The following is a 13,758-nucleotide window of genomic DNA, read 5'->3' on the forward strand; positions in this document are numbered from 1 at the left end:
ACCAGTTTGTCAAGCACTTTTTTCAAAGTTTCTTTTTTAACCGTTTCGCCTTCGTTTTCAGAAGCGATGATTCTTTTCTGTTTTCGTGTCGCTCAGCGGCGACTTGTATATAATAGCACAGCAGACTCACTTATGTCAACACTTTTATTCCTCTTTAATTACATATTTTTATCATCTAATTTGCAATGATATATGCAACACTTAGTGAGAGACTTGGCAATGAATGAAATGAGAAGTCCTTTAGTCTACTTACCATTACTTCCCTCGCCAGCAGAGTTTCCTGAGTTAGAAGAACCAAGCAGACCTGCCTCACTTAACATAGGCAGCGGAATTTGTACATATGTTCCAGGTACATCGCCAACCACTACATACTCGGCAATCGGAACTTGTGTATTCACACTCACGCTTTTACTTACAAGCGGTACTACAATCCGGACCTGTGTTGTAGTCATCAAATAAACCATATGACGTGTTTGATTAATACCGGCTTGTTCAAATTTATCAACAACCTGAACCTGAACCGTTCCCATGGGAATAACAATAACTGTAATCTTTGGTCCCATACTAGCCAAAAGCTGGCTGCCTAAAACCTGTCCGATCGGGATAGATATTTTCTCCTCAGTAATTTTTTGCAAAGCATCTTGCACTTTAATCGTTGTATCAGCAGCCAAACGGTTAAACTCAATCGTATTCGGTTGAATCAACGCAACTCGTCCTTTATTGTCTAAATGAACCTGCACCAAATTTTGCGGATCAATATTCAAACTCGTTCGGTCATTAATAACGCCATTAATCACCTGCGTTGCAATCATGGTTGCTTTTGCTTCGGCAATGGCTAACAAAGTTGGTTTTAAGTGCACCTCGATGAGTCCCACAGTAGCGCCTGACAATAGCAATAAAATAAAGATAACCGCTGGAATAGAAGAAATCCGCTTGCGTCTGGCAAGAGAAAACCGCATTCTTTCTTCCTCCTATTTTTTCTCCCGTTTTCATCCAAAAACCTTTTGCTACTATATATATGGAAATTTGCAATAAAGGTGTTCTTTTTTATAAACAAAAACTGTCAGATTGTTTTTATAGAAATAGGTCATGCTATCTTTAGAAAGAAAAATTGGTTTTATACTTGGTAAAGGAGGTTAAGCTATGAACTATACAACAGATAAATCAGAAAATAATCCCCAAACAACACAAAGCCTAACAAAAACGAATCAAGAAAAGTTAGTTTCTGCTTATACCAACACGCTAAACAACGCCACTGGGCCTCACCATAACAAAGAACAGCAACAAAGTTCCCAGCTTACAACTTTATCACAAGCCTCGAAGTCCAATGAAAATATCTATCTATCGCGAAGCGAACTAATTACTGCCGCCGAATCGCAAATGGCGCCTGTTGTGCCGGAAGCTTCTCTCAGTAAGGAACAAATAAGAAATTACGGACCGCCTCCCACTTGATAAAACAAGCGATTCATTTTGTCCCTTTAGACGAAGCAGCTAAACACTGCTTCTTTTTTTGCCGTTTTTCGGAAAGAGGAAATTCCCTTCTATTTATGTCTCCCTGCTATTTTTTATGATATAATATCTTACAGATTGGCAAATTAGGAGGAAACACATGAGTACTGGCCAAAACGGCGGTTCCCGTTCGGATACACGCCGAAAGAAAAACTATAAACCAAAATATTTCATTATTGGCATTATTGTCTTCGTTGTTATGCTGGCAGGCGCCGGTCTCGGCTTTCTTACAGCAAGCATTAATTCTATGCCTGATCTCAAACATGAGATGCGCCCACCAGCCTCGTCACAAATCTTTGATGCCCACGGTAAATTAATTGCAACAACTCGTTCCGTAGAAAACCGAATTCCCGTACCTTTAAGCAAAATTCCGAAGGATTTGCAAAACTCCTTCATTGCCGCAGAAGATGCCCGTTTTTATAACCATATCGGCATTGATCCGCGCGGAATTTTGCGAGCAGTTTGGGCCAATTTAACCAATCATGCCGTTGCAGAAGGCGGCAGCACAATTACCCAGCAGCTCGCCAAAAATGCCTTGCTCACGCAGGAGCAGACTTTAAAACGAAAAATTCAAGAAGCTGTATTGGCTCTACAAATCGAACGCCAATACACCAAATCGGAAATTCTTGAACTGTATTTAAATCAGATTTATTTTGGCCAAGGCGCCTACGGCGTCCAAGCAGCTGCTCAGGTCTATTTCGGCAAAAATGTCGATGAACTCAACATGGCTGAATGTGCCATGCTTGCTGGCATACCGAAAAGTCCAAACTATTATTCTCCCGCTACAAATTTGAAAGCAGCGAAAGAAAGACAAAATACGGTACTGGATCAGCTTATAAAGTATGAATATATTGATTCAGCTACAGCTAACAAGGCTCGTCAAACAGAAATAAAAATTGTTACTAAAAAACAAGATGACGTGGATGATTTAGCTCCCTATTTTGTCGATTATGTCATTCAACAGCTTATTGATAAATACGGTGCTGATGCGGTCTATAAAGACGGTTTGAAAATTTATACGACCCTGGATTTATCAATGCAAAAAGCGGCAGAGCAGGCCATGACAAAACTGCCAACGTATCGGACTGATAGTTCCGGCATCAAACAGCCGCAAGGCGCTCTTGTAGCCCTTGAACCACAAACTGGCTATATTAAAGCTATGGTTGGCGGCAGAGGCAACGATCAATTCAATCGTGCTGTTTTGGCCGAGCGCCAACCAGGTTCTGCTTTTAAACCTTTTGTGTATGTAGCAGCCATCGAAAATGGCATGACAGCTGGTTCAACCATCGAAGATAAGGCCGTAACCTATGGCAACTGGTCACCACAAAATTATGATCGACGTTTTCATGGCACAGTAACGCTTCGTGCTGCCCTTGCTCACTCTCTCAATGTACCGACTGTAAAACTTGCCAATCAAGTCGGTGTAGAAAAACCGCTCTATTACGCTCAACAGTTAGGAATTTCAACACTCGTTTTAAATGGTTCTGTAAATGATCAAAATCTGGCCATGGCTCTCGGCGGTTTAACCCGTGGTGTTAAACCGATAGAAATTGCTAGCGCCTACGGTGTATTTGCCAATCATGGCATTCACGCTGAGCCCATTGCTATTATGAAAATTGTTGATCGCAATGGGAAAGTCATTGAAGAAAACATTCCAAAAGAAAAAGTAGTCCTTAACGAAAAAAGCGCTTACATTATCACCGATATATTAAAAACAGCAATCACTAGCGGTACTGGCGCTGGCGCTAACATTGGTCGACCAGCAGCAGGTAAAACCGGTACCACCAGCGACTATAAAGATGCTTGGTTTGTTGGTTACACCCCTGATCTCGTTGCTGCTGTATGGATGGGAATGGATAACGACGGCACCTTATCAGGAATTACGGGCGGCGATTTGCCAGCAACAATCTGGCGTGCTTTTATGACAACAGCCGCGGCCAGCTATCCTTCCCGTGATTTCCCAAGACCGAGCGGCGTCAGTGACGGACAGTTAGCCGCTGACAGCTCCTTACGAGAAGAAAGCACAGATCCAAATCAACAAAAGCAACCGGAAAAACCGGGACAAACCACGCCGGGAAAAGATCCTAATGGCTCGCCTAATGCTAATGCGGAAGGAAAATCTTCTTCTAGCACCAATGGAAAATCCGAAAAAGTTCCTGCACCTAATCTGCCGCCACCGCCCGCAAGGCCAGAAGCGCCGAAAAAAGAATAAAAGAAAACACGCGTTTTTACGCGTGTTTTTTTTCTGTTTTGCATATACATTATAAAGTAACCGACGTATCATCCTCGAAGAAGAAGAACAATAAAAGGATAATCAGGATAATCCAAATTCCATTACCGCCACAGCCAAACCCTCTTGCCATAATTTTATCCTCCTTTCCCTGCAATCCTAAAAAAGCTATCCGTTGTATAACAGGCATTTTCACTATATCTTATGATCGCTAAAAATAAAGAGTGCCTACCAAGCAATAACCAAAAAGATTATTCAAATAATTTACGAATATTACGTGGTGCCTCAGCAGCCGACTGCAGTGATCGCATCGTAGAACCAAGAACATCAGTAGCGGTTTTTACTTTCTCGATGGTCGTACTCACATCGGCAATCTGCCGATCAATTCGCATCTGATCCGTATTGGCAAAGGTCATAAGCAACATAAATGCTTGATAGGAAAAATCAGGCTTACGCACGACTTCACGCAGCAACTTAAATGGAGCAAGTCCTTTACGCTTTGGCTTAACTACTGGCTCCGGCTCATAAACTGCGTCCTTCGTCTCTGAAACTAGAGCAGGCAAAAGATTTGCTGTGTCTTCACGGGAAAACTTTTTCTGCCTCCGCCGTCGTATTTTCATCTGAATCCGCCACCTTGCAGTTTCTTTGTTAATCCAATATATGCTGAACTTATTTGAGTGTTCAAAAAAGCTATTTTTTCAACACATAAAAAACATCTTTTGCATAGATTATTTTCATACATAGATATCCATAAGTTTCATTTTCAGAGGAGGAAATCATATGTTTGAGCAGTTCGGTAACCTCATGGAAATGGTGAAAAAGTTACAGCAAAACGTAAATGAAGTGCAAGAAAAGCTGAAAGAAGAACGAATCGTTGTAACAAGCGGCGACGCCCTTACCGTAACGATGAACGGCCAGCAAGATCTCGTAACCATAGAGTTAAACCCCAAATACTTAAGCCCGGAAAATGCACCGTTATTGCAAGATCTGCTTGTCGCTACCATCAATAATGCTGCGGAAAAATCAAGAGAAATCAGTCAATCTGCTGTAGGTCAACTTTCTTCCGATTTAAATATTCCTAAAATCCCCGGACTCTTTTAAAAGAGGTGTTTATCATGCCGACAGGAATCCCCTTTTTCTTGCCGCTCATTGAAAAAATCCTTGATATTGCCGCTGCCGATCCAAAAGACTCGTCCCCCTTAGTAGAACTATTAGCCCTTTCCTGCTTACTTTGTATTATATTGGGCCGCACAGCAAAAAGCGAAAGACTGTCGGCAAAAGAAGAACCGCTCTTAGATCCAGGGGGAAGTACAGCAGCGCCGCTACAAAAAACATTAACTGACTTACTGAAAACAGTGTCTGCATCAGGCGGTTCCCCTGCTTCCAACACAAGCGGCGCCGCCGGACTAGGTAATAACCCAGATCTACTTGGCACACTTTTGCCGCTACTCAGTAATCCACAACTGAAAGCTAAAATGACGCCTACGAATATGGCTGCTATTTTTGGTCTCTTAAATAGTCTCGGCGGCAGTGAAGACCGACCAAAAAAAGAAGAAAAGCCCGCCAAAAAAGAAGCCCCCGATAATCCATCTGACTCTGCTGCCTCTACCACTGAACAATAAAAAAACCAGAGTGGAAAATTTCCGCTCTGGTTTTTTATTGAACAATTCTTTTATTGTTACGACATCAGCCACCGCTTTATTTCAGTTTAACAGCAGTAGCCCCATCGCCGCCTTCATTTAGTTCAGCCACATCGATTTTCTTTACTGATGGATGCTGCTTCAAATATTCTCTCAAGCCTTTACGCAGAGCCCCTGTTCCTTTGCCATGAATGACAAGAACTTCACCAAGTCCAGCCATAATAGCATCATCAATAAATTTATCAATGACCTCTTGCGCTTCTTCCACCGTAGTACCGCGCACATCAATTTGCCGTGCTGCTGCTTGTACAGCAAGACTTACCTTCGGGGGTTTCACGCGGCGCAGCGTCCGACTTTCTCTCGCCGGTTGATTGGTCATGCGACAGTCTGCCAAAGGAACATTCATTTTGAGAATACCTACTTGCAGTAAAAGATCATTGCCATTAATTGCTAAAATAACACCTTTTTGGTTAAGCGATAAAACTTTCACAGTCATCCCTACAGCCAGAGCGGCAGAATCCAAGGGCGGCAAATCAGTTTCATCACTGCTAAAATCATTGACGAGACCTAATCCTTCCGCTAACTTTTGCCGCGACTTATGAATATTTTTCTGCCTAGCATGCTGCTCTTTTTCCGAAAACTGCTTTTTAATTTCTTCAATTACTTCCTCAGCAGTACGACGGGCTTGCCGTAAAATAGCTGCCGCTTCTTTCTTACTCTTATCGAGCGTATCTTTGCGACGTACTGCCAAAGCTGTCCGCTCTTGATCCAGCGTATGCTTTAAAGTATTAATCTCCCGTTCTAACGCAGCCAATTCTTCATTTCGCTGCTCATATTCTACTGTTTTTTGCTCAAGCTTGGCCAAAACAGACTCAAAGTCAGCATGGCTCTGCGTAATAAGCGCTTTAGCCCGGTCAATTAAAACGTCACTTAAGCCCAGTCTGGCGGAAATTGCAAAAGCGTTAGAGCTTCCAGCCCGCCCAATAATCAATCGATAAGTCGGCCTAAGCGTCTCAATATCGAACTCTACACTAGCATTTTCAATTCCCTCGCGGGAAAAAGCAAACGTTTTCAATTCACTATAATGAGTCGTAACAATAGTCCGGCAGTCAAGCTTATGAAGTCGCTCTAATATCGACATGGCCAAAGCAGCACCTTCATCAGGGTCTGTGCCTGCACCAATTTCATCAATTAAAACAAGATCGCCTGGCCTTACCTCATCAAGAATCTTAACTAAATGAGTCATATGCCCGGAAAAAGTACTTAGACTTTGTTCAATACTTTGTTCATCGCCAATGTCAACAAAGATTTGCGGAAAAACCGGCATAGCTGATTCGGCCATAGCCGGAATAAAAAGACCGGCTTGCGTCATCAAAGCAAATAGTCCGACTAATTTTAAGGTAACCGTCTTCCCGCCAGTATTAGGCCCTGTAATTAACAGCGTTTGGAATTCCTGACCTAACCGCACGCTGATTGGCACAACACTATCGCCATCAATTAAAGGATGACGGGCATTGACCAAATTAATATAGCCTTCGCTATTTAATTGTGGTCGATAGGCCTTCATATCAAGACTTAACAACGCTCTCGCAAAAATCGCGTCAAGAGCGGCTGCGGCTTGAGCGCTCTGATAAATCGAATCACTATAGCGCCCGATCTCGCCTGATAATAGTGTTAAAATCCGTTCGATCTCATGCTTTTCAGCAGCTAAGAGCTGTTTGATTTCATTATTAATCGTCACAAGCGCCATGGGCTCAATAAATACGGTAGCACCGCTACCTGACTGATCATGAACAATCCCGGGGAAATGATGACGATATTCCTGTTTTACTGGAATTACATAACGATCTCCCCTGACAGTAACAATGGCGTCCTGAAAATATTTTTGGTATTCAGCGGAACGCAAAATAGCATCAAGGCGACTTTTCACCTGACTTTGCCTTGCCCGCATTTCGCGGCGAATTCGACTCAGTTCACTGCTAGCTTCATCCCGAATTCTCGCCTGCTCATCAAGAACGGCTTCAATTTTCTGTTCAAGCGGCCGCAAGGGAATGAGTTCATCACGGTAGGTAAGCAATGCCTTCACTGGCAGCTCAAGCCGTTCCAAAAAGGCTTTTAGACGACGTAACCCTGATAAAGTATTGCCTACAGCCATAATTTCTTCTGGATCAAGTACCGAGCCCAATCCCGCTCGCCGAACGGCGCTGCGAATATCTAGAATTCCCCCAAAAGGCACCGATGGTTCGCTTACTATGATCGTTCGTGCTTCCTCGGTTTCGTTAAGCCGTTCCTCAACTGTTGCAAAATCAAAAGCTGGCAAAGTCTGCTGCGCCAATTCTTTTCCCCAGGAAAAATGTGTTCTCTGCAGCAGCATGGCCTGAATTTTAGGAAACTCCAAAATTCGTAATATATCTTGATTCATATGACACTCCTTACAAGACACCTCTAAAATAATGCCCCCGTGTAAATTCTTTCGGTTCGAGTGATTCTATCTGCCCATTAAGAAAAGCAGGGTGATTTTCGCCTTGGTCTAAGACCTGCCGATAGAGTTTCGTAATTTTTTCTATCGCATCTGGCGCTAAGTTCTTCGCTTCAAGCCGCACACGATCCACACCAGCAAAAGTAAACTGCGGCAAGTGAGGCAACATACTGAGTTCTTTTGAATTTAAAACATGCATTCGGCAAAATTGATCTGTTTCTACCGGAAACAGAGCATTCATGCGATCCTTTAAATAATACTTTCCATTTAAGCAGGCTTGACGGCATTGTTCTTTGCCTAAGCCGCCCAAAAAGCTGCCAATTACGCAATACTCGGAAACCATCATTTCCAAAGGACCATAAACCAGACATTCGATAGCTGTTGCTTTTTGTCTGGCTAACTTCTCAATCTGGCTAAAGCTAAGTTCCGGCGATAAAGTGACGACTTCAATACCTTGACTTTGCCAAAAATCAAGTGACAATTTATTAAATACATTTAACCCATAATCAGCCATAAGACTAAATTTATGAGGCCGTAGCAGCTCTACTGTTCCGAGATTATTAACAGCGACAGCATCGGGAGCCAAGTCATCAAATAAGAACAACTGTGCTTTAAAAGCAGCGATCTGCCACTCTTTGATAATCCGCGGCGTATTAAAGGTAATTTTCTTACCGGCTTCGCGAACAAGCTTGATGGCCGAACGATAGTCATCGGCGGTTAGGCCTTGATGTCCGTAACACTCGCCGCCAAAGAGAATATGATCAGCGCCCCCAGCCAGAGCTGCTTTTACCTTCGCCACACGATCTACATTGACCGTTAATAGTGGGATCTTTTTCTTGCTTGGTTGCGCTGGTAAATAGAGCGACGGAACACTTTTCACGGCTGCTGCAAGCGGTTCTCGTTGAAATACATTTAGCCGTTCTTGTTCTAACGCTTCAATGGCTTTTCGCCTAGCTTCATTGATTTCACTGACAGGAACCATTACTTCGCCTTGAATATCACAAGTCAGTTCCTGTAGCGAAAACATGGTATTACCAAGACGTTCCACTTGTTTAAAAATCGTCTCCTCCGTTAAGGGACGATTGCGTGCCGCTTGGCCGATAAAGTTTGTTACAGCTTCCCCGCTATAGCCATCTTCATCTGTTAGCATGATCTTTAGCGGTTCTCCCACTGCAGCCCGTACCGTTCCATAAAGAGCTTTTTTCGGCAAAGCCTCTGGTTTGGCAAAAAAGGCTCTCGCTCGCTCCATTAATTTGACGTCAAAAGTTTTGAAAATCCGGTCGCTGCTGCGAACCGTGGCAGGCATATTGATCGTTACAAGTGACTTAGCCGGCGCTGCTTCGACAGCTTGTCCGTCTAAAATAATCTTGTCTACCGTTACATTCACCCTACCGCCAACTTTTACCCATACGTCAAGAACATCGCCCATGGTCAGTCTCTCATCAAGCTGAATCAACGCCTCTTGCTGACTCCTATCATATTCGACGACACGCCCCGCTCTCGTTCCTCTATTATTCGGCCGACGGTCGCTCATCATGGTTCTTCCGAGCTTCTTTTTTAGATAAGCCGTCGTAAAATCACGGTTAAAAACCTGAGCCAATTCACGTTGCTCTTCTTCCCCAGCGGAGTAATTTTGTCCCGCAATGACGCTGTCAATGGCCCGTCGATACGTATCAACAACAACCGCTACATACTCCGGCCGTTTCATACGGCCTTCAATTTTAAATGAGGCTACGCCAGCATCAATGAGCTCTGGTAATAACTCTAATGTATTTAAATCCTTAGGACTTAATAAATACTCGCCAGCATCTTTTCCGGCTAACACATTTTGCCCATTAGCATCAACAAGTTCATAGGGGAGTCGACAAGGCTGGGCACATTTGCCGCGATTGCCGCTGCGCCCGCCGATGAGGCTGCTCATGAGACATTGACCGGAATAACAGACACATAAAGCGCCATGAATAAAAGTTTCGATTTCAACCGGACTATGCTTACAAATATACCGAATGTCCTCTAGCGAAACTTCACGGGATAAAACGACGCGGGAAAAACCATTGCTTGCTAGAAACTCAACACCCGCTAAATTGTGAACTGTCATTTGCGTACTACCATGCAGCGCTAAATGAGGGACAACTTCCTTAGCGATCCTTGCTACAGCAAGATCTTGTACGATAATTGCATCAACCCCAACCTCATAAAGCATACGCAAGTAATCGGCCAATTCTTCTAATTCACCTGTATCAATCAAAATATTCACAGTAACATGCACAGCTACACCGCGTAAATGAGCATAGCGTACAGCTGATCGCATTTCTTCTTCATCAAAGTTCGGTGCATAATGACGAGCGCCAAACATTTTTCCACCTAAATACACCGCTTGCGCGCCGCTTTCTACGGCAGCGACTAAAGCTTCCCAACTCCCTACAGGAGCTAATAATTCAACCATTTTCTCTCTCTCCTTGCATTACAGAAAAAATTGCCTGTGCCACTGACGAAAAATCAGTTATCTGTTCTGCCAGCTTTCGGCTGGCAGGCCCCATAAGCAGCAAAGGAACCTTGTTTATTGTATGGGTTTTCACCGACAAATCTTCAAAGTTTCCGTGGTCACTGACAAGCAACAGGGTACAATCGCCTGCCGCTTCTCGCCAAAATCCCCATAATAGTTCATCTATATATCTTACTATTTTCTCAGCCATCTGCCAATCTTGTTTATGACCATAACGATCTGTTTGAAAATATTCATAAAGTGTAAAATGATGCTGCTGCGTAATCTGCGCCAAATTTCTCCCAGCCTGACAAGGCGATATAATAGGGACATCCGATTCTAAGGCAGCTGCCATTTCATTCGTTATATCTTGATATACGGCTTTTCCTTGTCTCAGTTCCTCAACGGATGCCAGCGGCAATCCAGCGCCTAGCAGCGTCAAAGTCGTTGCAGAATGTCGATATTTTCGGCTGGCAATTAAATTTTCATAATTAGAAAGATAAGCATTTGCCCCCTTCACTCGATAACCGGCTTGAACGAGTTTAGCTAACAGCCCTTCGGCAAAAATTAGCTTTTTAAGCTGTGGCCCCGGAAAGGCTTGCACATGATGACCGATAGCTTTAGCGGCATTAATACCGGTAAATAAAGTTGTTTGACCTGTAGCGCTTTGCGGCAAACCTGCTACTCCCAACGTAGCATCAAGCGGCAGTAAACAAACTGTATCATTAATAATAGGCCGCAGTTCCTCCGTTAAGGGCTGCTTCAACCAAGCAGAAAAAAAGCTAGGAGCAAACCGAACCAGAGGATTTATCGCTGGATCGCTCTTACCTAATCCCAGCCCATCAATAAATAAAAATAAGAGCTTCACTAACATCCCCTCTTTTCTATAGAAAGAGAGAGCCCACTTTTAGTGCGCCCCCTTCTTTGTCACAAAATCATGGACTTCATCTAGCGTGTTTTCAAATTTCCTCCACTTAGCGCCAAATGGGCTAAGTGGGTTTTCCATAATATTTTGCAAGTACACTTCTAAATCTCGCTTCGTTAGCGGCTCACACTCAGGATCTTTAATCACACTAAAAGTGCCACAACTTTCAATTCTTGCCGTCTTAATTACAGGTAGATTCGTAAAATCCATTCCTTGCTTATGAAGTTCCTGGCGAAGATCATCATAGTTAAATTGCGTTTTCACTAAATTCGCTTGTTGAATCTTCCCTTTGTCAATAAGAACAACAGGAGCTCCTTCAAACCATTTCCGCAGCCGCTTGCTCTTTAAAGCAAGCCGTGCTAGAAGTTGTTGCAAGAGCAAAAAAGACACCAAACCTTCAATTCCAGCCAAAACACTTTTATTCGTCTCCATCGCAATAGTTGTAAGCATATCGCCGATTCCAACCATAATGACAAAATCAAAGGGAGACAATTGGCCAACAGCACGATTTCCCATAAGCCGTACTACAATCAAAGAACAAGTAAAGAGAATTACGATCCGCAGAAAATACACTCCAAGTTCATCATAGTCCATGCTACCACTCCTGTCGGAATTAGTATTCCCTGCTATGACAAAGCTATGCGAGTCTTTAACGGTCTTCTTTGATCAGTTCCATAAGCTCTTCATAATCTTCCTTTAAACGCAAATATTCATCAAGCGTATTTAGCGCTGTTAAAACAGCTACCATTTCAGTCGAAAGACGATAATTGCTCTGGGCCAGTTTACGCATGCGATCATCAAGCATTTCTGTAATCATTTTTAGTCTAGTCGGATCGATATCGCCTTTAATGTGATAAGCCCGCCCTAATAATAGAACAGACGTTTTATTTGTTTTTCCGTCCATATACTCACCCTTATTGTAACAAATATTCTAAAGTATATTCGACTAGGAAAAAGCCTTTTCCTGCCCCCGTTTTCAAGGAAAAAAAGAGGAGCCAGCAAAATGCCGCTCCCCACTTTTTCTCAACTTACTCTTCATTCGTCGCTATAGCACCCTTATTTAAAGTACTGTTACGATAGCTATAGCCAAAATATACGACAAAGCCAATGGCGCTCCAGATAAAGAACCGTTCCCAAGTCTCCGCCGGCAAATTATACATTAAATAACCGCAGGAGAAAACAGCTAATGGAGCCACAATCGAAACAGCTGGGCAACGGAAAGGACGCTCTAAATCAGGCCGTACATGCCGCAATACCCACACACCGATAGCGGCAACAACAAAGGCAAAGAGAGTGCCGATATTGGTAAGCTCAGCAATAATACCGATTGGCGTAAAGCCAGCAATCAAAGCAACGACGACACCGGCAACCATGGTAATGATATGAGGCGTACCATATTTAGGATGAACTTTGCAAATGGAAGCAGGAATTAAACCGTCACGTGACATCGCGAAGAAAACGCGCGTCTGTCCATACATCAAAACTAACAATACTGTAGTAATCCCACAGATTGCGCCAGTTCCCACTAAAGCAGATCCCAAATTATAGCCAATTGCGCGTAGTGCATAGGCAACAGGCTCTGCATTATTAAGTTCACTATAAGGAACAACACCTGTTAAAACTGCCGCTACCGCAATGTAAAGCACGGTGCAAACAATTAAAGAACCAATAATTCCAATTGGCAGATCACGATTCGGATTCTTACATTCTTCTGCTGCTGTAGCTACAGCATCAAAGCCGATATAAGCAAAGAAAATAATAGCAGCGCCACCAGCTACGCCAGCAAAACCGAAAGGCATAAAGGGTGACCAGTTTGCCGTATTTACATGAGGACCGGCTAATAGAAGAAATAAGAATACAGCAATAAGCTTCACACCAACAAGAATTCTGTTTAAAGTTGCACTTTCTTTCGTACCGCGCACAAGTAATAAACTAAGAAAAATAGCAATAATCATCGCTGGCAGATTTACGATACCGCCATCAGCCGGTACAGCTGTAAAGGCTTTCGGCAACTCAATGCCGCCAGACTTCAAAAGACCTACTACATAACCAGACCATCCCGCAGCCACAGCACTAGAGCCAACAGAATATTCTAGAACCAGATTCCAACCAACAATCCAGGCAATAATTTCACCAAGCGCCGCATAGGAATAGGTGTAGGCGCTACCAGCAATTGGCACAATCGCTGCCAATTCGGCATAAGCAAGAGCCGCAAAAGCACAAGCGAGGCCCGATAAAACAAAAGAAAGCATGATTCCTGGTCCGGCGTACTTTGCCGCTGCAACCCCGGTAAGTACAAAAATACCGGTCCCAATAATACAGCCAATACCTAAAAGAACAAGATCAAAAGCGGTCAAGCTCTTTTTCAGCCCATTTGCCGCCGCCCCTTCTTTTAGTACGTCAATACTCTTTGTCCGCAAAATGTTCATACGCGTCTCCCCTACCTCCAATAAGTACAGATTGATTCTTCTTGATCGTATCGACAGAGCG

General features: G+C 43.4%; 12 protein-coding genes. 4 read left to right on the top strand and 8 right to left on the bottom strand.

Annotated features, from left to right (window positions below; all coding sequences use genetic code 11):
- Window positions 1-245: 245 nt before the first annotated feature.
- Window positions 246-959: a sporulation protein YunB gene (gene yunB / locus AC0MXB_RS14640; RefSeq protein WP_474040467.1), complete on the bottom strand. Its 714-nt coding sequence runs from the start codon at window positions 957-959 to the stop codon at window positions 246-248.
- A gap of 184 nt (window positions 960-1,143) precedes the next feature.
- On the opposite strand from yunB, the gene AC0MXB_RS14645 reads away from it, so the two are divergent.
- Together AC0MXB_RS14645 and AC0MXB_RS14650 are read left to right on the top strand one after the other, a co-directional pair.
- Window positions 1,144-1,452 (top strand): hypothetical protein, encoded by a 309-nt coding sequence (locus tag AC0MXB_RS14645; protein ID WP_474040468.1) that lies wholly within the window; start codon window positions 1,144-1,146, stop codon window positions 1,450-1,452.
- 157 nt (window positions 1,453-1,609) lie between these two features.
- Entirely contained in the window at window positions 1,610-3,721 is a 2,112-nt protein-coding gene (locus tag AC0MXB_RS14650) for a transglycosylase domain-containing protein (protein ID WP_474040469.1), read from the top strand.
- 269 nt (window positions 3,722-3,990) lie between these two features.
- On the opposite strand, the gene AC0MXB_RS14655 is transcribed toward AC0MXB_RS14650, so the two are convergent.
- A complete protein-coding gene (locus AC0MXB_RS14655; RefSeq protein ID WP_474040470.1) occupies window positions 3,991-4,359 on the bottom strand; it encodes a hypothetical protein in 369 nt (122 codons plus the stop codon).
- Between the two features lie 160 nt (window positions 4,360-4,519).
- Here AC0MXB_RS14655 and AC0MXB_RS14660 point away from each other — a divergent pair, with 160 nt between their 5' ends.
- Window positions 4,520-4,840 carry a YbaB/EbfC family nucleoid-associated protein gene (locus AC0MXB_RS14660; RefSeq protein WP_474040471.1) on the top strand — a complete coding sequence of 107 codons (321 nt, stop codon included), beginning with the start codon at window positions 4,520-4,522 and terminating at the stop codon, window positions 4,838-4,840.
- A 14-nt stretch (window positions 4,841-4,854) separates the two neighbouring features.
- Window positions 4,855-5,361: a hypothetical protein gene (locus AC0MXB_RS14665; RefSeq protein ID WP_474040472.1), complete on the top strand. Its 507-nt coding sequence runs from the start codon at window positions 4,855-4,857 to the stop codon at window positions 5,359-5,361.
- Window positions 5,362-5,437: 76 nt separating this feature from the next.
- Here the strand turns inward: AC0MXB_RS14665 and AC0MXB_RS14670 are convergent, their stop codons facing one another.
- The 6 genes from AC0MXB_RS14670 to AC0MXB_RS14695 form a co-directional block, all read right to left on the bottom strand.
- A complete protein-coding gene (locus AC0MXB_RS14670) occupies window positions 5,438-7,801 on the bottom strand; it encodes an endonuclease MutS2 (RefSeq protein ID WP_474040473.1) in 2,364 nt (787 codons plus the stop codon).
- A 10-nt stretch (window positions 7,802-7,811) separates the two neighbouring features.
- Window positions 7,812-10,304 (bottom strand): U32 family peptidase, encoded by a 2,493-nt coding sequence (locus AC0MXB_RS14675; protein WP_474040474.1) that lies wholly within the window; start codon window positions 10,302-10,304, stop codon window positions 7,812-7,814.
- Window positions 10,297-11,211 carry a metalloenzyme gene (locus AC0MXB_RS14680; protein WP_474040475.1) on the bottom strand — a complete coding sequence of 305 codons (915 nt, stop codon included), beginning with the start codon at window positions 11,209-11,211 and terminating at the stop codon, window positions 10,297-10,299. The genes AC0MXB_RS14675 and AC0MXB_RS14680 overlap by 8 nt, the downstream gene beginning before the upstream one ends.
- 39 nt (window positions 11,212-11,250) lie before the next feature.
- Window positions 11,251-11,862, bottom strand: a complete 612-nt coding sequence (locus AC0MXB_RS14685) for a DUF421 domain-containing protein (RefSeq protein ID WP_474040476.1) — start codon at window positions 11,860-11,862, stop codon at window positions 11,251-11,253.
- A gap of 55 nt (window positions 11,863-11,917) precedes the next feature.
- Window positions 11,918-12,172 carry a cell division protein ZapA gene (locus tag AC0MXB_RS14690; RefSeq protein WP_474040477.1) on the bottom strand — a complete coding sequence of 85 codons (255 nt, stop codon included), beginning with the start codon at window positions 12,170-12,172 and terminating at the stop codon, window positions 11,918-11,920.
- A gap of 124 nt (window positions 12,173-12,296) precedes the next feature.
- Window positions 12,297-13,697 carry an amino acid permease gene (locus AC0MXB_RS14695; protein WP_474040478.1) on the bottom strand — a complete coding sequence of 467 codons (1,401 nt, stop codon included), beginning with the start codon at window positions 13,695-13,697 and terminating at the stop codon, window positions 12,297-12,299.
- Between the last annotated feature and the right edge of the window lie 61 nt (window positions 13,698-13,758).

It is taken from the genome of Pelorhabdus sp. sgz311001 (genome assembly GCF_055901755.1).

Excerpts from the sequence above, each read along its gene's own strand:
- AC0MXB_RS14665 (WP_474040472.1), top strand. The coding sequence starts at position 4,855 with ATGCCGACAGGAATCCCCTTTTTCTTGCCGCTCATTGAAAAAATCCTT.
- AC0MXB_RS14670 (WP_474040473.1), bottom strand. The coding sequence starts at position 7,801 with ATGAATCAAGATATATTACGAATTTTGGAGTTTCCTAAAATTCAGGCC.
- AC0MXB_RS14655 (WP_474040470.1), bottom strand. The coding sequence starts at position 4,359 with ATGAAAATACGACGGCGGAGGCAGAAAAAGTTTTCCCGTGAAGACACA.
- AC0MXB_RS14675 (WP_474040474.1), bottom strand. The coding sequence starts at position 10,304 with ATGGTTGAATTATTAGCTCCTGTAGGGAGTTGGGAAGCTTTAGTCGCT.
- yunB (WP_474040467.1), bottom strand. The coding sequence starts at position 959 with ATGCGGTTTTCTCTTGCCAGACGCAAGCGGATTTCTTCTATTCCAGCG.
- AC0MXB_RS14685 (WP_474040476.1), bottom strand. The coding sequence starts at position 11,862 with ATGGACTATGATGAACTTGGAGTGTATTTTCTGCGGATCGTAATTCTC.
- AC0MXB_RS14695 (WP_474040478.1), bottom strand. The coding sequence starts at position 13,697 with ATGAACATTTTGCGGACAAAGAGTATTGACGTACTAAAAGAAGGGGCG.
- AC0MXB_RS14645 (WP_474040468.1), top strand. The coding sequence starts at position 1,144 with ATGAACTATACAACAGATAAATCAGAAAATAATCCCCAAACAACACAA.
- AC0MXB_RS14660 (WP_474040471.1), top strand. The coding sequence starts at position 4,520 with ATGTTTGAGCAGTTCGGTAACCTCATGGAAATGGTGAAAAAGTTACAG.
- AC0MXB_RS14690 (WP_474040477.1), bottom strand. The coding sequence starts at position 12,172 with ATGGACGGAAAAACAAATAAAACGTCTGTTCTATTATTAGGGCGGGCT.
- AC0MXB_RS14650 (WP_474040469.1), top strand. The coding sequence starts at position 1,610 with ATGAGTACTGGCCAAAACGGCGGTTCCCGTTCGGATACACGCCGAAAG.